General features: G+C 67.3%; 17 protein-coding genes and 1 pseudogene. 5 read left to right on the forward strand and 13 right to left on the reverse strand.

Annotated features, from left to right (window positions below; genetic code table 11):
• Window positions 1-2 precede the first annotated feature (2 nt).
• From ACR9FL_RS14510 to coxB, 11 genes are all read right to left on the reverse strand, one after another.
• The gene (locus ACR9FL_RS14510) at window positions 3-1,670 is read right to left on the reverse strand and encodes a putative bifunctional diguanylate cyclase/phosphodiesterase (RefSeq protein WP_436356089.1); all 1,668 of its coding nucleotides are present in this window, start codon (window positions 1,668-1,670) and stop codon (window positions 3-5) included.
• Window positions 1,667-2,290: a GNAT family N-acetyltransferase gene (locus ACR9FL_RS14515; RefSeq protein WP_436356090.1), complete on the reverse strand. Its 624-nt coding sequence runs from the start codon at window positions 2,288-2,290 to the stop codon at window positions 1,667-1,669. The genes ACR9FL_RS14510 and ACR9FL_RS14515 overlap by 4 nt, the downstream gene beginning before the upstream one ends.
• 42 nt (window positions 2,291-2,332) lie before the next feature.
• Window positions 2,333-3,550, reverse strand: coding sequence for a M16 family metallopeptidase (locus ACR9FL_RS14520; protein WP_436356091.1), 1,218 nt, complete (start codon window positions 3,548-3,550; stop codon window positions 2,333-2,335).
• Between the two features lie 50 nt (window positions 3,551-3,600).
• Window positions 3,601-4,332 carry an SURF1 family protein gene (locus ACR9FL_RS14525; protein ID WP_436356092.1) on the reverse strand — a complete coding sequence of 244 codons (732 nt, stop codon included), beginning with the start codon at window positions 4,330-4,332 and terminating at the stop codon, window positions 3,601-3,603.
• Window positions 4,329-4,676: a DUF983 domain-containing protein gene (locus ACR9FL_RS14530; protein WP_354090296.1), complete on the reverse strand. Its 348-nt coding sequence runs from the start codon at window positions 4,674-4,676 to the stop codon at window positions 4,329-4,331. Before ACR9FL_RS14530 ends, ACR9FL_RS14525 begins: the two co-directional genes overlap by 4 nt.
• A 59-nt stretch (window positions 4,677-4,735) precedes the next feature.
• Window positions 4,736-5,614, reverse strand: a complete 879-nt coding sequence (locus tag ACR9FL_RS14535) for a cytochrome c oxidase subunit 3 (RefSeq protein ID WP_436356093.1) — start codon at window positions 5,612-5,614, stop codon at window positions 4,736-4,738.
• Window positions 5,615-5,669: 55 nt separating this feature from the next.
• The gene (locus ACR9FL_RS14540; RefSeq protein WP_436358165.1) at window positions 5,670-6,188 is read right to left on the reverse strand and encodes a cytochrome c oxidase assembly protein; all 519 of its coding nucleotides are present in this window, start codon (window positions 6,186-6,188) and stop codon (window positions 5,670-5,672) included.
• Between the two features lie 44 nt (window positions 6,189-6,232).
• The gene (locus ACR9FL_RS14545) at window positions 6,233-6,475 is read right to left on the reverse strand and encodes a hypothetical protein (RefSeq protein WP_436356094.1); all 243 of its coding nucleotides are present in this window, start codon (window positions 6,473-6,475) and stop codon (window positions 6,233-6,235) included.
• A gap of 4 nt (window positions 6,476-6,479) precedes the next feature.
• Entirely contained in the window at window positions 6,480-7,448 is a 969-nt protein-coding gene (locus tag ACR9FL_RS14550; protein WP_436356095.1) for a heme o synthase, read from the reverse strand.
• 64 nt (window positions 7,449-7,512) lie between these two features.
• Window positions 7,513-9,165, reverse strand: coding sequence for a cytochrome c oxidase subunit I (gene ctaD, locus ACR9FL_RS14555; protein WP_312065812.1), 1,653 nt, complete (start codon window positions 9,163-9,165; stop codon window positions 7,513-7,515).
• Window positions 9,166-9,187: 22 nt separating this feature from the next.
• Entirely contained in the window at window positions 9,188-10,189 is a 1,002-nt protein-coding gene (coxB, locus tag ACR9FL_RS14560) for a cytochrome c oxidase subunit II (protein ID WP_436356096.1), read from the reverse strand.
• A 248-nt stretch (window positions 10,190-10,437) separates the two neighbouring features.
• Here coxB and ACR9FL_RS14565 point away from each other — a divergent pair.
• From ACR9FL_RS14565 to tldD, 4 genes and pseudogenes are all read left to right on the forward strand, one after another.
• A pseudogene (locus ACR9FL_RS14565) lies at window positions 10,438-10,761 on the forward strand (PadR family transcriptional regulator); the annotation flags it as partial.
• 107 nt (window positions 10,762-10,868) lie between these two features.
• Window positions 10,869-11,441: a DUF1700 domain-containing protein gene (locus tag ACR9FL_RS14570; protein ID WP_436356097.1), complete on the forward strand. Its 573-nt coding sequence runs from the start codon at window positions 10,869-10,871 to the stop codon at window positions 11,439-11,441.
• A 24-nt stretch (window positions 11,442-11,465) separates the two neighbouring features.
• Window positions 11,466-12,245, forward strand: coding sequence for a GIN domain-containing protein (locus ACR9FL_RS14575; RefSeq protein ID WP_436356098.1), 780 nt, complete (start codon window positions 11,466-11,468; stop codon window positions 12,243-12,245).
• A gap of 223 nt (window positions 12,246-12,468) precedes the next feature.
• Complete coding sequence (gene tldD, locus ACR9FL_RS14580) at window positions 12,469-13,899, forward strand: metalloprotease TldD (protein ID WP_436356099.1); 1,431 nt, start codon at window positions 12,469-12,471, stop codon at window positions 13,897-13,899.
• Here the strand turns inward: tldD and ACR9FL_RS14585 are convergent.
• Window positions 13,896-14,873 (reverse strand): TraB/GumN family protein, encoded by a 978-nt coding sequence (locus ACR9FL_RS14585; protein ID WP_436356100.1) that lies wholly within the window; start codon window positions 14,871-14,873, stop codon window positions 13,896-13,898. The two genes, tldD and ACR9FL_RS14585, sit on opposite strands and share 4 nt — an antisense overlap.
• A 147-nt stretch (window positions 14,874-15,020) precedes the next feature.
• Here ACR9FL_RS14585 and ACR9FL_RS14590 point away from each other — a divergent pair, with 147 nt between their 5' ends.
• Complete coding sequence (locus ACR9FL_RS14590; protein WP_436356101.1) at window positions 15,021-17,066, forward strand: TonB-dependent receptor plug domain-containing protein; 2,046 nt, start codon at window positions 15,021-15,023, stop codon at window positions 17,064-17,066.
• Between the two features lie 135 nt (window positions 17,067-17,201).
• Here ACR9FL_RS14590 and ACR9FL_RS14595 read toward each other — a convergent pair whose 3' ends face one another.
• Entirely contained in the window at window positions 17,202-19,127 is a 1,926-nt protein-coding gene (locus tag ACR9FL_RS14595) for a peptide MFS transporter (protein WP_436356102.1), read from the reverse strand.
• Window positions 19,128-19,370: the final 243 nt, after the last annotated feature.

Raw genomic sequence — 19,370 nt, forward strand, 5'->3', positions numbered from 1 at the left:
ACTTACGCCGAGCGCGCCTTGATCGGGGCGGAGCCGTCCGCCAGAGACTCGTTCAGATAGACCTCGGCCTCCTGAGCCGGCAGGGCGGGAGCATAGCCAAAGCCCTGGCCGTAGTGGCAGCTGGCCTCCAGCAGCAGGCCCGCCAGTTCGGCGTTCTCCACACCCTCGGCCACGACTTCCAGCGACAGGTCGCGACCCAGGTTGACGACCGATTTGACGATCTTGGCCGAACCCTCGTCCTTGTTCATCGTCAGAACGAAATACCGATCGATCTTCAGCGTGTCGAAGGGCAGACGCGCCAGATAGGACAGGGACGAGAAGCCGGTGCCGAAGTCGTCCAGCGCCAGGCTGGCGCCCGCCTCGCGCAACTGAGTCAGGACCTCGGCGGCATGGGCGGTGTCGCGCATGATGTCGCCCTCGGTGACCTCCAGCTTCAGCGCGCCGCGCGGCAGGCCGGTCTCCTGAATGATGCGGGCCACGTCCTCGACCAGATGCTCGCGCTCGATCTCGCCGACCGACAGGTTGACGCTGCAGAACAGCTTGCCCGCGCCAGGATGGCGATGCAGCCACTCGGCCAATTGCCGCGAGGCCTGGGTCATCATCAGCAGACCCAGCTCGTTCATCAGGCCCATTTCATCGGCCAGGGTCAGGAACTCGTCCGGCGGCACCAGACCGCGCTGCGGGTGGCGCCAGCGCACCAGGGCCTCGAAGCCCGCGACGGCGCCGGTCTTCAGATTGACGATGGGCTGATAGAAGGGCTCGATCTCGCCGCGCACGAAGGCGTTTCGCAGGTCCGATTCCAGCGCCAGGCGCGACAGGCTGTCGGTCTCCAGCGCGCGACCATAGGCGGCCGCCCCGCCGCGCCCCGCCGTCTTGGCCTGCTCCACCGCCAGCTCGACCCGGCGCAGCAGCTCGGCCGGATCGGGGGCGTCCGGCCCGCCTTCGGCGGCCACTGCGCCGATGGAGACGGTCGGATAGATGTCGAAGCCGGCGACGCGCAGCGGCTGTTCCAGCGCCTCGCGCATGCGTTCGCTGGCGCTGGTGGCGCCGCGCGGGGCCAGGACGGCGAATTCGTCCTCGCCGATGCGGGCCGGCGAGCAGTCCTGGGAAAAGGCGCCGGACAGACGCGAGCCGAGGGCCGACAGCACCAGGTCGGCGCGTTCATGGCCCAGGGCCTCGTTGAGGCGGCGCAGGCGATCCACGTCGGCCACCACCAGCTCATAGTCGCCCGGCTGGGCCAGGGTCTCGGCCACGCGAACCAGGAAGGTGCGGCGGTCCAGAAGACCCGTGAGGACATCACGGTCGGCGCCGGCGAACTTGGTCTCCAGCGCCACAACGCCCGCCGCGCGCAGACCGTCTTCCAGCCAGACGCCGCGCCACAGGCAGGTCTCGCAGCCGCGCATACGCAGCCGCACGGCGATCTCGGTGCCCTCGGCCTGAGGCTTAAGCAGACGATCGGCCAGAGCGCGGTCCTGCGGCATGGCCAGGGCGGCGAAGGCCGCGCCCGAGCACTCCGGCGCCAAGGGGCCAAGGCCGAGCGAACGCGTGGCCCCGGTAAAGCGAATCTGGTCGTCGGCGGGGGTCCAGATCCAAAGGGCGGCGTCCGCGGCGGCCAGCGCCTCGATCGCCGTCGTCGGGTCCCAGGCCAGCGCTCTGGATCGTGTATTCAAAGCGAATCCCGGGTGTAAGAACTGGACACGGCCGGGTCCGGGACGAACTCGTCCTCGATGACGCCGAACAGAAGATGATCTGCCCATGCGCCGTTAATTTTCAAATAAGCCTTCGCCAGTCCTTCATGCCGAAAGCCCGCCTTTTCCAGAACCCGGCGCGAAGCCTGGTTGGTCGGGACGCAGGCGGCTTCGACCCGGTGCAGCTTCAGCGCCCCGAAGGCGAAACCCAGCATGGCCAGCGCCGCCGCCGTGCCCGCGCCCTGCCCCGCATAGGGCTGGCCGATCCAGTAACCGAGCGTGCCGGTCTCGGCCACGCCACGCCGGATATTGGACAGGGTGATGGCCCCCATCAGCCGTTCTTCCTCGGGATCGAAAACGAACAGGGGCCAGGCCGTGCCCAGCTCCATTTCGCGGGCATAGACCCCCAGACGGCGACGAAAGGCTGAGCGGGTCAGGTCGTCCTCGGCCCAGGCCGGCTCCCACGGCTGCAGATAATCGCGCGATCCGCCGCGCAATTCGGCCCATTCCGCATGATCCGAGGGACGGGGCGGGCGCAGCAGGACCCCCTGTCCGCGCAGGACCGGTCCGGTCGCCTCGGCCATCCAGTCGAACAGGGCCATCCGTCCAGATTACCTTGATGCGTCGCTGACGCCAGACACGACTTAGCCGCCCAGCTTCAGTCGCGCTGAAAAGGCCGCGCCCGCCGATCCTGCCGCCTTGGGCCCCAGGACCGCCGTCGCCGATCGGTCGGCTTCGATCAGGGACCGTCCGACGGCCCGCAGGTCGTCGCTGGTCTGGGCCAGGATGCGAGCGGCGCTGTCCTCCGACAGGACCGGTGCGCCAAAGATCAGCGTCTGGGCGGCGTTGCGGCCCGCGCGGCTGGCGGGGCTTTCATCGGCCATCCAAAGGGTCGCGTTCAGCACGGCCTTGGCCCGTGACAGCTCGGCGTCGGTCGGGCCTTTTTCGGCCAGGTCCAGCAGTTCGGCGGCGCTGACCTCGGCCAGCTCGACGGCGCGGTCGGCGGCGGCCCCGGCGTAGATGCCGAGAAGGCCGGCGTCCTCATAGGCCTCCTGATAGGCGTCGATGGCGTAGGCCAGACCCCGGTCCTCACGCGCGCTCTGGAACAGGCGAGACGCCATGCCCCCACCCAGGATTTCGGTGAACAGCCGCAGCGCCGGCAGACGCGGGTCCAACGCCCCCATGGACGGCAACTGGAAGACCAGGTTGGCCTGTTCGATCTTGCGGGTCAGCCGGGCCTCGCCGCCGACGAAGACGGCGGGCGCCAGGACCTCGACCGGGGTCGTCGCCTCCTGACCGAACCAGCGCTCGGCCAGGGCCAGCAGTTCATTCTCGTCCACCGCCCCCGACACGGCGACGACCATGCGGTCCGGCGAATAGAGCCGGGCGCGCCAATCGGCGACGGCGGCGCGGTCGGCCGCCTTCAGGCTGTCGACCGTGCCGAGGATCGGACGGCCCAGCGACTGCCCGGCGTAGGCCTGGGTCTGGGCCATCTCGAAGACGTGGTCGTCCGGAGTGTCGAAGGCCTCGGCGATCTCCTGGGCCACGACGTCCTTCTCGCGGACGATCTCGACGGGATCGAGCGTGGGACGGAAGACGAGGTCCGACACCACCTGCATGGCCAGGGACAGCGAGCCGTGCAGGGCGCGGATCTCAAAGCTGGTGCGCTCATAGCCGGTGGCGGCGTTGATCGAGCCGCCCTCGGCCTCGATGCGCTCGACGATGTCCCGCGCGCCCATGTCGCCGGCGCCCTTGAACACCAGATGCTCCAGCAGGTGCGACCAGCCGGAGCGGGCCTCGTCCTCCATACGCGCTCCGCCACGCACGGCGACGGTCAGGGCGAAGGTCCGCAGACCGGGCATGGGGTCGCAGACGACGCGGACGCCGTTGGACAGGGTGTGAAGGCGAGCGGTCAGGATGCGGTGTCCTTGCGGGTCAGGCGGCGGCGCAGCAGCACCGCATAGAAGGCGATCAGGGCGACGGCGAGACCGAACCAGGTCAGGGCGTATCCCAGGTGGTTGTTGGTGAAGGCGGCCGGCGGAGCCGAGGGCTTCAGCGCCTGCCAGCCGGGATTGGTCGAGGTCGTGGCGAAGACGGTGAAAGGCGAGATCGGCCCCTCGACCTTCAGGGCGCGGGCCATGGCCTCGGCGTCGCGGCCATAGAAGCGGCCTTCGGCCGGCGGCGGGGTCAGGCGGCTGGGCGCCGGCGCGCGGCGCAGGACGCCGGTGATGACCACGGGCATGGCGTCGGCGGCGTTCACCGACGGACGGCTCGAAATTTCGGCGGAGACGAAGCCGCGATCGACCAGCAGGGTCGGCGCGCCCTCCTCCCCTTCAGGGCGGCAGGCCGAGACCAGACGCACGCCCGCGTCGCGGTCTTCGATGGATTGAAGTTCGACGAAGGGCGCCGCGCCCAGGCCACGACAGGTCAGGATCACGCGGCGGAACTCGGGGTTCTCGGCCTTCAGAGCCTCGGCCAAGGGGACGGGCGGCAACTCCGCGGCGGCCTCGGCCCCGGCGATCAGGCCCTCCTTCCACTGCATGCGCTGGACCTGCCAGACGCCGAGCGCCAGCAGGACGCCCAGCTGGACGACCGCGAGGATGGTCAGGATGAGGGGGAAACGCGGACGGGCGACAGCGGTCATTTCGGATCTCGGGTTCTCAGCATCTGCAGGGCGGTCATCAACCCCTTGCCGGGCCGCATCAAGCCCAGGGCCAGGGCGGCGACCAGCGGCAGCCAGACGATCAGATGCAGCCAGAGAGGCGGACGCCAGGCGATCTCGACCGCCAGGGCCGAGAAGCCGACGATGAATCCGGCGATCTGCATGATGAAGGTGGCGGCGCCGTCGCCGGTCTCGACCGAGGCTAGGTCGTAGCCGCAGGCCTCGCAGGTCGGACGGACCTTCAGGAAGCCCTGGAACAAGGGGCCGTCGCCGCAGTTCGGGCAACGGCCGGACAGACCCGCCCGGATCGCCTGCCCGCCAAGCAAAGCGGCGCGGGACTGCTCGTCCCGCGCCGTTTCAAGTGCAGAGCCTGGCTCCGTCGTCCTCACCCGAAGGTGACGTAGACGAAGGCGAACAGGAAGAGCCAGACCACGTCGACGAAGTGCCAGTACCAGGCGGCGGCCTCGAAGCCGAAGTGCTTCTGCGGCGTCATCTGACCGGCTTGCAGACGCAGCAGGCAGACGGCCAGGAAGATGGTGCCGATCAGGACGTGGAAGCCGTGGAAGCCCGTCGTCAGGAAGAAGACCGAACCATAGAGCTTCGAGTGGGTCGCGGCTTCGTTGAAGAAGTAACCCTCGTGCAGGATGTGATGATACTCATAGGCCTGAACGCCGGTGAACAGCACGCCCAGCAGGACGGTGATCAGCAGACCCAGCTTGGCGGCCTTGCGGTCGCCGACCTGCAGCGCGTGGTGCGCCCAGGTGACGGTCGTGCCCGACAACAGCAGGATGACCGTGTTCAGCAGCGGCAGGCCCCAGGGGTCCAGCAGCTCGACGCCCTTGGGCGGCCAGGTCTTCCAGGCGGCGGCGGTATCCATCCAGTTGCCGACTTCCGGGGTCAGGGCGCGCGACTCGGTGAAGAGCGCCATGTCGAAGAACATCCAGAAGAAGGCGACGAAGAACATCACTTCCGAAGCGATGAACAGGATCATGCCGTAGCGCAGGCCGATCGAGACGACCGGGGTATGGTCGCCCTTCTTCGATTCCTTGATGACGTCAGACCACCAGCCGTACATGGCGTAGAGGACGCCCGCCAGACCGGCGAAGAAGACGTACTTGGTGCCGGCTTCAAGGCCGAACAGGCCCTTCATCCAGATGACCGCGCCCACGAACATGACCACGCAGGCCATGGACGAGATCAGCGGCCAGGGGCTCGGGTCCACCAGGTGATAGTCGTGATGCGGTTTCGCGTGCGCGTCGGCCATTCCAGGGTCTCTGAATTAAGGCGAGAGATCGTTCTTACAGGGGCTATAGCCTCCGCTATCCGGCTTTGCCAGTAGCGGATTGACCGGAAGCGGCCTGCTGGAACCCTTTGGTGGGGAAGAAGGTGTAGCTGAGCGTGATTTCACGCACGCCCTTGGACTCGGCGTCGGTCGCGATTTCGGGCGCGACGAAATACTGAACCGGGAATTCCTTGGTCTCGCCAGGGCCGATTTCCTGCCCCTCGAAGCAGAAGCACTGCAGCTTCTGGAAATAGGGACCGGCGCGTTCCGGCACGACGTTGTAGGCGGCCGTGGCGTGGATCGGTTGATCCGAGGTGTTGGTCACCTTGAAATAGGCCATGCCGGTTTCGCCGATTCGCACCCTTTGGCTGACCTGTTCGGCCTTGAACTCCATCGGCAGGTTGCGGACGTTGGTGTCGAAGCGGATCAGGACGCTCTGGTCCAGGATCTGGGTCGGGGCGGCCTCGGCCTTCTTCACCGTGCCGTCAAAGCCGGTCACCTGACAAAAGAGACGATACAGCGGCACGGCGGCGAAGGCGGCGCCGGTCATGCCCATGACCACGGCCGCGCAGATCAGGGCGACGAGGTTCTTGCGGTCCTTCACCGGGCCGGCTCCGCGACCGGGGCCTCCAGCGCCGGCAGGGCCGGGTCGGCGCGTTCCAGCGTCGCGGCGGCGGCGGCCTCGGCCGCCTTGCGCGCCTGGGTGTTGCGCTGAAGGTTGGTCACCGTGACGATGAAGACCAGGACGATGAAGCCGACCAGGCCCAGGGCGATGGCCACGTTGCGGCGCTTGCGCGCCTGAACTTGCTCGTCGGTCAGCTTGACAAAATCAGGACGGGTCACGCGGTCAGGCTCCCAGGCCCGGCAGCTGCTCGACCAGGAGGGCCGAGAACAGCGCCATCAGATACAGGATGGAAAAGGCGAACAGATTGCGGGCCGGTTTGGCCTCGGCCCGGACGTCATACAATGCGGCCTCTCGCCCCACCGCCTCGGCCTTGTCCGGCTGGTCGCCGGCGCGCGAGCGCCACAGGCGGACGGCCAGAGCCAGAAAGAACAGGCCTCCGGCCACCGACACCGCCAGATAGACGACGCCGCCGAGGCCCAAGAAGGCCGGAGCGATGGCCACCGGCACGAAGATCAGGCTGTAGATCAGGATTTGCAGACGGGTCGACTTCGCCCCGCGCGCAACCGGCATCATCGGAATGCCCGCCTTGGCGTAGTCGCCGGCCGAATAGAGGGCCAGGGCCCAGGAATGCGGCGGGGTCCACAGGAAGATGATGGCGAACAGCAGCCAGGCCTGCCATGGCGCGTCACCCGTGATCGCCGCCCAGCCGATGACCGGCGGGAAAGCGCCGGCCGCGCCGCCGATGACGATGTTCTGGGGCGTCCTGCGCTTCAGCAGCAGGGTGTAGAAGCCGGCGTAATAGATGATGGTCAGGGCCAGCAGACCGCCGGCCAGCCAGTTGGTCGTCATGCCCAGCAGCATGACCGAGAAGATCGACAAGATGACGCCAAAGGCCATGGCGTCATTCTTACGGACGCGTCCCGCCGCGACAGGGCGTCCACGCGTGCGGCGCATCAGGGCGTCGGTCTCGCCCTCCAGCGCCATGTTCAGCGCGCCAGCAGCCCCCGCCCCTACGGCGATGCAAAGGACTGCGATGGCGGCCAGCAGCAGGTTGGGATGCCCCGGCGCCACGACCAGCCCGGTCACGGCGGTAAAGACCACCAGCGACATGACGCGCGGCTTCAGCAGCTGGAAGAAGTCTTCCGGCTGGGCGGTGGTCACAAGGGGAGCTTGGCGGTCGGTCATGGTCATAAAAAGCCGAAGGCCGCCCTTCCGGTTGCGAAAGGGCGGCCTCTCCAGGGTTATCCGGATCGGATCAGTGGTTGTCCGCCTTGACCACCGGCAGTTCGTTGAACTGGTGGTGCGGCGGGGGCGACGACAGGGTCCACTCCAGGGTGGTGGCGCCTTCGCCCCACGGATTGGCCTCGCCCTTGCGACGACGGATCGCGGCTTCGGCCAGCATGACCAGGAAGACGGCGACGCCGACGATGGTGATCAGATAGCCGACCGACGAGATGTGGTTCCAGTAGGTGAAGGCTTCCGGATAGTCGATGTAACGACGCGGCATGCCCTGCAGACCCAGGAAGTGCTGCGGGAAGAAGACCAGGTTCACGCCGACGAACATGATCCAGAAGTGGGTCGCGCCGAGGAACTCGTTGTACTTCACGCCGAACATCTTCTCGAACCAGTAGTAGAAACCGGCGAAGATCGAGAAGACGGCGCCCAGGGACAACACGTAGTGGAAGTGGGCCACGACGTAGTAGGTGTCGTGCAGGCTGTAGTCGATGCCGGCGTTCGACAGGACCACGCCGGTCACGCCGCCGAGGGTGAACAGGAAGATGAAGCCCATCGCCCACAGCATGGGCGTCTTGAAGGTGATGGAGCCGCCCCACATGGTGGCGATCCAGCTAAAGATCTTCACGCCGGTCGGCACGGCGATGATCATCGTCGCGGCCACGAAGTAGGCCCGCAGGTTGATGCTCATGCCCACGGTGTACATGTGGTGCGCCCACACGATGAAGCCGATGAAGCCGATGGCGACCATGGCGTAGGCCATGGCGAGGTAGCCGAAGATCGGCTTCTTCGAGAAGGTCGAGACGATGTGCGAGATGATGCCGAAGCCCGGCAGGATCATGATGTAGACTTCGGGGTGACCGAAGAACCAGAACAGGTGCTGGTACATCACCGGATCGCCGCCACCGGCCGGATCGAAGAAGCTGGTGCCGAAGTTACGGTCCGTCAGCAGCATGGTGATGGCGCCCGCCAGAACCGGCAGCGACAGCAGCAGCAGGAAGGCCGTGATCAACACGCCCCAGGCGAACAGCGGCATGCGGTGCAGGGTCATGCCCGGCGCGCGCATGTTGAAGATGGTGGTGATGAAGTTGATCGCCCCCAGGATCGACGAGGCGCCGGCGACGTGCAGCGAGAAGATCGCCAGGTCGAACGACGGCCCCGTGTGGCCCATGGTGGAGAGCGGCGGATAGGCCGTCCAGCCGCCGCCGAAGCCCTTGCCCGGGCCGCCGTCGACGAACATCGAGATGACCAGCAGGACGAAGGCGGCGAACAGCAGCCAGAAGGAGATGTTGTTCAGGCGCGGGAAGGCCATGTCCGGCGCGCCGATCATGATCGGCGTGAAGTAGTTGGCGAAACCGCCCATGGTCGCCGGCATGACGACGAAGAAGACCATGATCAGGGCGTGGGCCGTGACCGTGACGTTGTAGCCGTGCTTGGAAGCCTCGACGATCCCCAGTTGCTGGATGATCGTGCCTTCCTTGAACAGCTGGATGCCCGGCTCGGCCAGTTCCCAGCGGATCAGGCCCGACAGGGCGCCGCCCACCAGACCGGTGAAGATGGCGAACATCAGGTAGAGCATCCCGATGTCTTTGTGGTTCGTCGACAGGAACCAGCGGGTGAAGAAACCCGGCTTGTGATCGTGATGATCGTCGTGTGTTGCGGCAGCGGTGGCCATGATCGTTGGGCTCTCGCGTCTGTTACTGGGCGGCCGGCGCGGCGGGCGCGGCAGCGGCTGCGGGGGCCGCGGGAGCGGCGGCGGTCGGGGCCGGAGCGGCGGCGGTCGGGGCCGGAGCGGCGGCGGCGGCGGCCGAAGCTGCGGCCTCGTCAATCACGGCGGCCGGAGCGGCGGCGGTTGCGGCGGCAGCGGCGGCTTCGTCAGCCTTCTTCGTCATGGAGCCGCCCTTGGAGGCGACCCAGGCGGCGAATTCAGCCTCGGTGACGACATTGATCTGGATCGGCATGAAGGCGTGATCGACGCCGCACAGCTCGGAGCACTGACCATAGTAGACGCCCGTCTTTTCGGCCTTGAACCAGGTGTGGTTGATACGGCCCGGAACGGCGTCGACCTTCAGACCGAAGGCCGGCAGGGCGACGGCGTGGATCACGTCGGAGGCGGTGATCAGCAGTTCGACGGTCTTGCCGACCGGAACCACCATCGGCTCGTCGGCGGCCAGGCGATAGAGGTGGGCCGGGGCCTTGTCCTCGGACGTCATGTTCGAGATGTACTCGGCCACGCCCTGATCAGGATACTCATAGGCCCAGTTCCACTGGTTGCCGGTGACCTTGACCGTCAGGTCGACGTCCGGCGTGTCGTGGTAGGCGAACAGCAGGCGGAACGAGAACAGCGAGATGCCGACCAGGATCAGCACCGGCACCACGGTCCAGATCACCTCGATGACCGTGTTGTGGCTCCACTTGGCCGGAACCGGATTAGCCTTCTTGTTGTAGCGGATGGCGATCCAGATCAGCAGGCCCAGCACCAGCAGGGTGATGATCGTGATGACCGGCATCAACACCACATTGTGGAAGAAGATCGCCTCGTGCTTCAGCGGCGACGCGGCCGGTTGCAGGTCAATTCCGCCTGGGGTCGGTTGACCCAGCAGATCCTGCGCCCATGCCGGCGCGGCGACGAAGGCGGCAAGGGCGGTCGCGGCGAAACCGCCTCCGATCCGCGCCATGGCTCGCGTGCCCATCCCCATTCGATTCCTCATAAACCGTTTCGCAGCCGATACTTGCGAGCAATTCGCAAACACCCCCGGGCCCTTGCGGACCTCGGCGTTTCAGGCCGGTCCTTATCGGCTCGGGTAGCGCTTGCCAAGCGATCAAGACGCTCAAGTGACGGGATGAGGCGAAAGTTCGGCGGATTAATTCGCTGTCATGTAGCGACAGCTACCTTGCGGCGCACGATACCTTGCGATACCCATTCGCCATCAACGAAGGGAACGCCATGCCCGACTCCATCGACATCCAACTGAAGAAAGGCGTGCTGGGATTGTGCGTGCTGGCCCTGCTGGCCCGCGACGACAGCTACGCCTACGAGATCGCCAGCCGCCTGTCCGACGCCATCGGCATGGGGGAAGGCACCATCTATCCGCTCATGCGCCGCATGCAGACGGACGGTCTGGTCGAGACCTATCTGGTCGAATCGCCCAGCGGCCCGTCACGCAAGTACTACCGCCTGACGGCGGCAGGCCGCACCGCTCTGCAAGGTCAGACCGCCGAATGGCGGGCCTTCGCCCAGGCCGTCGACGCCCTGGTCGCCGGAACCGCGCCGCATAGTGAAACCATCGCGGCGGGCGCGCCGGTCGAACCGGCCGCCCTCGCCGCTCCGGCCGCCACGGCCGCTCAATCCGCAGACGCTCAACGGGGAGCTGAATAATGAACCGCGCCGAATTCCTGGCCCGCCTGCAACGCGGCCTGGTCGGGCTGCCGACCATCACGGCGAACGAAATCGTCGCCGACTATGAAAGCCACTTCGCCGACGGCGCCGCCGCCGGCCGCACCGAGGCGCAGGTCGCCGCAGCCCTGGGCGACCCCGATCGTCTGGCCCGCGAACTGAAGGCCGAGGCCAGCGCCAAGCGCTGGGGACAGGAACAGACCGCCTCCTCCGCCGCCGGAGCCATCTTCGGCATCCTCGGCCTGGGCGCGATCGACATCCTGATCCTGCTGCCCATCGCCCTGCCGGTCTTCGGCACGGTGCTGTCGATCCTGATCGGCGGGATCGCGGTCTTCGTCGCTGGCGGCTTCGTCCTGGTGGCCGGGCCCTTCCTCGGCGTGCCGGGCGGCGCCTTGGCGGCGGCCCTGCTGGGGGTCGGCCTGATGGGTCTGGGCCTCTTCATGGGCGGCCTGATGGCCCTGCTGACAAAGTGGCTGATCGACGCCACCGTCTGGTACGCCCGCCTGCACTATCGCGTGGTCAAGCCCGCGCTCGAACCCCAATCGCAAGCCTGATCCGGTTCTGAGGGAGGAACTGACATGATCCGCAATCTGCTCATCATCTCCGGCGCCGGTCTGATCCTGGCCATCGTCGGCATCGGCGGCGCCTTTGCTGTCGGCGGTCGCGACCTGGCCCGCCACGACTGGACCTGGGTGGTTACCGACGACGACGCCGGCGACGACAGCTTCAAGATCGAGCGCGGCGCCGTCTCGCCGGACACGACCCGCACCATCGCCTGGACCGGCGACCAGCGCCTGGCCATCAACCTGCCCGCCGACATCACCTACGACCAGCAGGCGGACGAGCCGGGCGTCACCATCATCGGCCCCAAGACCGTGGTGGACCGCGTCCGCTTCGCCAACGGCCGCCTGACCATGGACGATGCCCCGCGCGGCGACCGCAGCTACATCCGCTGGACCCGCACCGGCATCCACGGCTGGAGCGAGACCGACGTGCTGAAGGTCATCATCAAGGCTCCGTCGGTAAAGGCCTTCGATCTGTCGGGCATGACCCAGCTGAATATCCGCGGCTATGACCAGCCGACGCTGGACCTGGCCCTGACCGGCGGCTCCGACGTTCAGGTCCAGGGCAAGACCGAGGCCGTGACGCTGGACATCTCCGGTTCCGGCAACGCCGAACTGGAAGAGCTGTTCGTCACCGACGCCAAGCTGCGCGTCAGCGGCAGCGGCGACGCCGAGGTCGGCCCGACCGGCAAGGCCGAGGTCGATGTCTCGGGCAGCGGCACGGTGCGCCTGACCCGCCGCCCGGCCCAGCTGCGCCAGGACATCAGCGGCTCCGGCGACGTCACTCAGGACTGACAGCACGATAGCCCCCTTCCCCCTCGAGGGGGGAAGGGTCGGGGTTGGGGTTGAGGTTGGGGTTGCGGTCGCTGCCCTGACCATCGAAACGCGAGAGGCGGCGTCTCCTGCCTTCTCCGATCACACCGCCTGCCCTCACCCCCGCCCAACCCTCCCCCTCGAGGGGGAGGGCTTTATTCGTCCAGACCGTGACGTCGGCCCTCGCAGCCCCTATCTAGCGGACATGACCGCAGCCGCCTCCCCCTCCCCCATCCTCGACGCGTCCGGCGTGGCCCCCGACGAGGCCCTGTCCATCCTGCAGACGGCCCTGGCCGGCGCGGACGACGGCGAGCTGTTCCTGGAAAAGACCGAGAGCGAATCCCTGGTCTTCGACGACGGGCGGCTGAAGGGCGCATCCTATGACGCCGTAGAGGGCTTCGGCCTGCGCGTCGTGGCGGGCGAGACGGCCGGCTACGCCCACGCCAACGAGATTTCCGCCGCCGCCATCCGCCGCGCCGCCGACAGCGCCGCCCTGGCCAAGCGCGGCTATTCCGGTCATGCCGCCGAGGCCCCGCGCGCCACCAATCAGAAGCTCTATGACGAGGTCGATCCCCTCGCCTCGCCCGGCTTCTCGGACAAGATCGAACTGCTGTCGGAAATCGACGCCTGGGCCCGCGCCCGCGACCCGCGCGTGGTCCAGGTCTCGGCCTCCATCATCGGCGAGCGCCGCGCCGTCGAGATCCTGCGCGCCGACGGCCGGCTGCTCAGCGACGTGCGCCCTCTGGTCCGACTGAACGTCTCGGTCACGGTCGAACGCGACGGCAAGCGCGAGAGCGCCTCGTCCGGCGCCGGCGGCCGCGCGGGCTTCGAGGCCTGGATCGCCCCGGACCGCTGGCAAGGTCAGATCGACGAGGCCCTGCGCCAGGCCCTGATCAACCTCGACGCCATCGACTGCCCGGCGGGCGAGATGGACGTGGTCCTGGGCGCCGGCTGGCCCGGCGTCCTGCTGCACGAAGCGGTCGGCCACGGCTTCGAAGGCGACTTCCACCGCAAGGGCTCCTCGGTCTTCAGCGGCAAGATGGGTCAGCGCGTGGCGGCGCCGGGCGTGACCGTGGTCGACGACGGTTCCATCGCCGGGCGTCGCGGCTCGCTGTCGTTCGACGACGAGGGCACTCCGACCTCGCGCACCGTCCTGATCGAAGACGGCATCATGGTCGGCCTGATGCACGACCGCCTGTCAGCGCGTCAGCTGGGCGCGAACGCCACCGGCAACGGGCGGCGCCAGTCCTTCGCCCACATGCCCATGCCGCGCATGACCAACACCTTCATGGAAGGCGGCAAGGATTCGAAAGCCGACATGATCGCCAGCACGAAGCGCGGCCTCTACGCCGCCAACTTCGGCGGCGGCCAGGTGGACATCACCAACGGCAAGTTCGTCTTCCAGTGCACCGAGGCCTATCTGATCGAGGACGGCAGGATCACCGCCCCGGTGCGCGGCGCCACCCTGATCGGCGACGGCGCCACGGCACTGACCCATATCCAGATGATCGGCGACGACTTCGCCTTCGACCCCGGCGTCGGCACCTGCGGAAAGTCTGGCCAGGGCGTCCCCGTCGGCATCGGCCAGCCCAGCCTCAAGATCGGCGGCCTGACGGTCGGCGGCACGGCGGTTTAAGGGGCCGCGGCCTCAACCGCCTCGCTCTTCCACGCCGGGCCTTCGATCTCATAACCCTGGGCCTGCAGGGTATCGAGCACGCCGTCCGGTTCGGCCAGGACGCGCAGCTGGGCCACGGCCATGGTGACGCCGGGCTCGCCCAGGGCCGTCTGCACGGCCTCGGCCCACTGGCGGCGCAGCAAGGGCGCGATCTCGGGATCGCCCCAGGGCCAGCACAGGCCCAGGGCCTGCTCCAGCGGCTGGGCCATGACCTCGGGCACGCGGCGGGCGCGCCAGTCCTCGATGCGGGCGGCGGCGCCCTCCGGTCCGGCCTCGGCGGCCGCCAGGGCGCGCTCCACGCAGGACGCATAGGTGGCGGGCGGAGCGGTGATCAGGCTGTCGACGATCTCATCGCCCCGAACAGTCCCGACCGGGCGCACCGGAATGCGGGCGTCACGGGCGACCTTCTTGATCACGTCGGTCGCGTTTCGGGTGCGGCCGCGTTCATAGCCGGCCTTGTCGCTCATCAGGTCCATGCTGAGGATCATCAGGCTGTTGGTGCGCCAGCGGTCGTTCTTCTGATCCGCCATCACCGCATCCAGCCGCGCCTGAACCTCCGGCGACAGATAGTCGGCGGTCGTCGTGCCTCGGGGCAGGCTCGCCACGGTGCGAATGCGCCAGATCAGGCGGAAGACGTCGGCGACCGAGGCCCGGCCCTCCTGCGGAAACAGGATGCGTTGCGAGCGCCGCGTCGCCGCCTCCAGGGCCTCGGGCCGCCATTCCACGTCGCGCGGCACACCGCTGACGGCGCCGACCAGGATCAGGCTGCTGTCGCCGCGCGTCACCTGCCAGATCGGCGCCTCCGTGCGTCGGGCGCTGACGATGATCTCGTCCACCGTGGTCACGGGCTCTGACGACGCGTCCTGGGCCCGCGCGGGCGCGCCCAGCGACAGGCCAAGAACAAGCGACGAAAGAACAAGGATACGGAGCATCATGCCGTCTGGCGTAACAGTATCTAACCGGACTGTAATCTGACTAATCGGTAATGCTGTCCGCGATTTAATCCACCTGTCCGGCTTGTAACTGGAGACTTGAGCTCCCCCCCGTCACACCTTCCTCACGACCGAGGGAGAGGACGACCCATGACCAAGACCATTCTGCTGGCCACCACCGCCGCACTGACGATCGCCGCCGCCGCGCCGGCCCTGGCCGCCGAGACCGCGCCGACGGCCCCGCGCCAGACGGCACAGGCCGGCGACACGGGCGTCCTGGTCTTCACCCCCGACTTCTTCGCCGACGCCCGTCCCAATACGGCGCTGGACATGGTCAACCGCGTGCCCGGCTTCTCGGTCAACGACGGCGACGGCGCCCGCGGCTTTGAAGGCGCGGTCGGCAATATCCTGATCAACGGCTCGCGCCCCGCGTCGAAGAACGACACCGGCTCCAACGTCCTGGGCCGCACGGTCGCCGCCCAGGTCGAGCGTATCGAGCTGGTGCGCGGCGGCGCGCCCGGCATCGACATGCAGGGCTATTCGGTCGTCGCCAACGTCATCCTGAAGACCACCTCGAGCCGCGAACATGTGCTGACCGCCAACGCCAGCCTGTTCGAAGGCGGTCAGGACCTGTTCGGCGGCTCCTATCAGTTCACGGCCCGCGACGGCGACCGCACCTGGGGCGTGACCCTGAGCGACGGCATCTCCTCCAGCGATTCCAATGGGGCCGGGCCGGTCGTGCGCGTCGACGCTAACGGCAACATTCTGCGCAACGAGCAATATTACAACGACGGCTACGGCGGCGGAAACTCGATCCGCGGCAACTTCTCCACCCCCTTCATGGGCGGCAAGGTCGATCTGACGGCGCGCTACGGCATCAACGACTGGCATAACATCAACCGCCAGACCGCGCCCGACATCCTGCGCGAGAGCCTCTATGACGAGGATGGCCACAGCGGCGAGTTCGGCGTCGTCTACACTCGCCCCCTGTCCGAGAAACTGAAGCTCGAGACCCGCTTCATCCACGAGTTCGGCGATTTCGACTCTGTCTCCACCTCGCGCACCCGCAGCGGCGCCGTCGATGAGCCCGAGCAACTGTTCAACGCCGATGGAAACTCATCCGAGACCATCCTGCGCGGACTGGTGCGCTACGAACGCTCGCCGGCCATGGATTTCGAAGGCGGCGGCGAGATCGCTTACAACATGCTTGAGGTCGATCAGGCCTACACGGTCGGCGGCGTCGCGGTGCCTCTGCCCTCGGCCTCGGTCAAGGTCGAGGAGACGCGCGGCGAACTGTTCGGCAAGGCCACCTGGCGGATCAATCCCAAGTGGACGCTGGAAAGCGGCCTGCGGCTGGAGTCCTCCACCATCAGCCAGTCCGGCGACGCCTCTCAGGAAAAGAGCTTCTTCTTCGCCAAGCCGCGCATCCTGGCCACCTGGACGCCCATGCCCAACAACCAGCTGCGCCTGCGGCTGGAGCGCACCGTCGGCCAGTTGGACTTCGGCGACTTCGCCGCCTCGGCCGAGTTCGCCGACGAGAACGTCTTTGGCGGCAATGTGAACCTGGAGCCGGAATCGCGCTGGGTCGCCGAGGCCACCTATGAGAAGCGCTTCTGGGGCGAGGGCATCGTCAGCATCGGCCTGCGCCACGACGAGATCAGCAACGCCATTGACCTGATCCCTCTGGACGGCGGCCTGGCGGCGGTCGGCAACATCGGCGACGGCACGCTGGATCAACTGGTCCTGAACGTGACCATCCCCACCGACAAGCTGGGGGTCTCGGGCGGCAAGTTCGGCTTCCGCAACACCTGGAACAAGACCGAGGTCACCGACCCCACCACCGGCGAGAAGCGCCCCATCTCGGACGTGCGCGCCAGCCAGGCGACCATCACCTTCCAGCAGGACATCACGTCATGGAAGCTACAGTGGGGCGGCGCCTGGATCCCCCTGCTGGGACAGAAGGGCTATCAGCCGGACCAGATCTCGGGCTGGCGCGGCACCGACTATTATGAGCTGTGGGCCGAGTACAAGCCGACGCCGACCCTGTCGATCCGCGGCCAGGTCAATATCTGGAACGACTTCGACGTCACCCGCACCGTCTTCGCCGACCGCGACGCCCGCCCCGTCCAATATGTCGAAACCCGCTTCATTGATCCACGCACCTTCTGGCAGATCCGCCTGCGCAAGACCTTCTGAGGATCAAGAGCAAGAACCCGCGCCTCTCCGGTCGCCCCAACCCCGGAGAGGACAACGCGGGCTTCCCCCGGACCAACTGAAAAGGGCGGCGCCTCCTGCGAGACGCCGCCCTTCTTCCTGTCTCGAGCGCCGCCCCTAGGGGTTCAGCGGTCGGGCGATGTTCTGGTCTTCCTGACCGCGGTCGGTCAGGTCCGGACCGGGATGACCGCTGGCGCTGTTGGCGCCGTTGGACCAGCCCTTGATGAAGAAGCTGACCAGGATGAAGGCCGCTCCGATGATCATGCCGCCCCAGCCCAGCTTCTCGAAGATATCCAGCGAGGTGCGCAGGGCCAGACCTGGGTCCAGCACCTGGCCGCCGACGGTCTCGGTGCCGGCCAGACCGGCGATCCAGCCGCCCACGAACTGGGCGATGGACGAGGCCAGGAACCAGACAGCCATCATGAAGCTGACGACCGAAGGCATGGACAGCTTGGTGATCTCCGACAGGCCGACCGGCGACAGGAACAGCTCGCCCGTCGTATGCAGCATGTAGAGCAGACCCAGCAGCACGATCGGCATCTGGAAGGCCGAGTTGGCCATGCCGGCGCCCCAGACCACGACCATGAAGCCGAGGCCGACCTGGATCAGGCCCAGGCCGAACTTCAACGTCGGGTTCGGGTCCAGGCCGCGCTTGCCGAGGAAGGCCCACAGGGCCGCGAAGATCGGCGCGAAGATCAGGATGAAGCCGGCGTTGAACGACTGGGTCTGGGCCGCGGTCACCGTAGCGTCGATCCAGAAGCCCGAGGGCGTAATGCCCGCCGCCGCCAGCTGCGCCGGGGTGCCAATGGTGACGCCCAGGAACTGCATCGCCGTCGGCGTCAGGCTGAGGTCCACGTTACGGTCGGCGAACAGGTTCAGCGAGGTGCCGGCCTGTTCGAACAGGGTGAAGAAGACCACCGAGCCGAAGATCAGAACGACGGCCAGCATCATGCGTTCGCGCTGGGCGCGGGTCTGGCAGACCTTGATGATGACGTAGAGGATGAAGGCCAAAGAGGCGAGGGTCGCCGCGGTCAGGACCGTGCCGACCAGGGCGTTGCGCTGGACCATGAACCAGACGACGCCGACGCCGAGAATGCTGAGCAGATAGATGCCCCACTCGCGGTTGATCGGACCCAGCATCGGCGCCTTGAGCGCCTGTGGGTTGGGCGGCTCGCCCTTGCCCTGCAGCAGCGGCTTGCCCAGGACGAAAACGACCCAGCCCAAGGCCATGCCGACGCCGGCCAGGCCGAAGCCCGCCCACCAGCCGACCGTCTGGCCAAGATAGCCGCACAGCACGGCGGCCCAGAAGGCGCCGAGGTTGATGCCGTAGTAGTAGAGGGTGAAGCCCGAGTCGCGGCGCGGGTCGCCCTGAGGATAGAGCTGCCCGACGATGGTCGAGATATTGGGCTTGAGGAAGCCCACGCCCATGATGATCAGCGAAACCGCCAGATAGAAGACGTTGACGCCCGCCATGTCGCGGGTGGCCTCGATCTTGTACTCGCCCGCCGGGAGCGTCGCCGGAAGGGCCGCGCCTTGCGGCAGGTTTTCAATCGCCAGGCCGCCGCCTTCGGCCGGACCGAAGGCGTACTTCTGGCCGTCGATGACGATGCCGACTTCGCGCGCGGCGCCGCGGCCTTCAGCCGCGATCTCATAGGTCTGACCGGCATAGGCCAGGGTCTCGGTGGCCGGCCGGCCCTCGAAGGCCATCATGGCGTGACCAGCGACCAGCAGCAGGGCGCCGAAGGCCACGGCCTTGCGCGTGCCGATGAAACGGTCGGCCATGATCCCGCCCAGCAGCGGCAGCAGATAGACCAGCGAGGTGTAGGAGCCGTAGGTCGACCCCGCCATGGCGTCGTCGAACAGGAAGTGCTGCGTCAGGAAGAAGATCAGGATGCCCCGCATCCCGTAGTAGGAGAAGCGCTCCCACATCTCCGCGAAGAACAGGATGATCAGTCCACGCGGGTGGTTCTTCAGGATCTGCATCAACACGGGCACGCCCGTGAGGAAGGTGATGATCAGACCGATGGCGATGACGACGTTCATGCCCAGCGCCCCCCGGTTCGGTTCATCATGGCGAAGAGCGCATCAGCGCCGTTCCTTCGCAGGTCTCGCGAGCGCGTTCCAAACGCGCGCCCCCCATCCGTCGTGCTCAACGGCGTTCTCCCAACTGCTACGCCCTGACTGGCGCATTAAGGGCGGAGAAACAGCACGGCAGGGCCACGGGAACAAGCGTTAACGCCGCGACCCGTCATCGCAATGACGCATTTGTCAGCCCCGACAACTCAA

The organism is Brevundimonas sp. CEF1, from assembly GCF_051353055.1.
Classification (GTDB): Bacteria; Pseudomonadota; Alphaproteobacteria; order Caulobacterales; family Caulobacteraceae; genus Brevundimonas.

What these genes read in the sequence shown, in the direction of transcription:
- ACR9FL_RS14570 (WP_436356097.1), top strand. Translation starts at nt 10,869, where the DNA reads ATGAACCGCGCCGAATTCCTGGCCCGCCTGCAACGCGGCCTGGTCGGG.
- ACR9FL_RS14535 (WP_436356093.1), bottom strand. Translation starts at nt 5,614, where the DNA reads ATGGCCGACGCGCACGCGAAACCGCATCACGACTATCACCTGGTGGAC.
- ACR9FL_RS14525 (WP_436356092.1), bottom strand. Translation starts at nt 4,332, where the DNA reads ATGACCGCTGTCGCCCGTCCGCGTTTCCCCCTCATCCTGACCATCCTC.
- ctaD (WP_312065812.1), bottom strand. Translation starts at nt 9,165, where the DNA reads ATGGCCACCGCTGCCGCAACACACGACGATCATCACGATCACAAGCCG.
- ACR9FL_RS14550 (WP_436356095.1), bottom strand. Translation starts at nt 7,448, where the DNA reads ATGACCATGACCGACCGCCAAGCTCCCCTTGTGACCACCGCCCAGCCG.
- ACR9FL_RS14540 (WP_436358165.1), bottom strand. Translation starts at nt 6,188, where the DNA reads ATGGGCATGACCGGCGCCGCCTTCGCCGCCGTGCCGCTGTATCGTCTC.
- ACR9FL_RS14515 (WP_436356090.1), bottom strand. Translation starts at nt 2,290, where the DNA reads ATGGCCCTGTTCGACTGGATGGCCGAGGCGACCGGACCGGTCCTGCGC.
- ACR9FL_RS14585 (WP_436356100.1), bottom strand. Translation starts at nt 14,873, where the DNA reads ATGATGCTCCGTATCCTTGTTCTTTCGTCGCTTGTTCTTGGCCTGTCG.
- coxB (WP_436356096.1), bottom strand. Translation starts at nt 10,189, where the DNA reads ATGGGGATGGGCACGCGAGCCATGGCGCGGATCGGAGGCGGTTTCGCC.
- tldD (WP_436356099.1), top strand. Translation starts at nt 12,469, where the DNA reads ATGACCGCAGCCGCCTCCCCCTCCCCCATCCTCGACGCGTCCGGCGTG.
- ACR9FL_RS14590 (WP_436356101.1), top strand. Translation starts at nt 15,021, where the DNA reads ATGACCAAGACCATTCTGCTGGCCACCACCGCCGCACTGACGATCGCC.
- ACR9FL_RS14575 (WP_436356098.1), top strand. Translation starts at nt 11,466, where the DNA reads ATGATCCGCAATCTGCTCATCATCTCCGGCGCCGGTCTGATCCTGGCC.
- ACR9FL_RS14595 (WP_436356102.1), bottom strand. Translation starts at nt 19,127, where the DNA reads ATGAACGTCGTCATCGCCATCGGTCTGATCATCACCTTCCTCACGGGC.
- ACR9FL_RS14520 (WP_436356091.1), bottom strand. Translation starts at nt 3,550, where the DNA reads ATGCCCGGTCTGCGGACCTTCGCCCTGACCGTCGCCGTGCGTGGCGGA.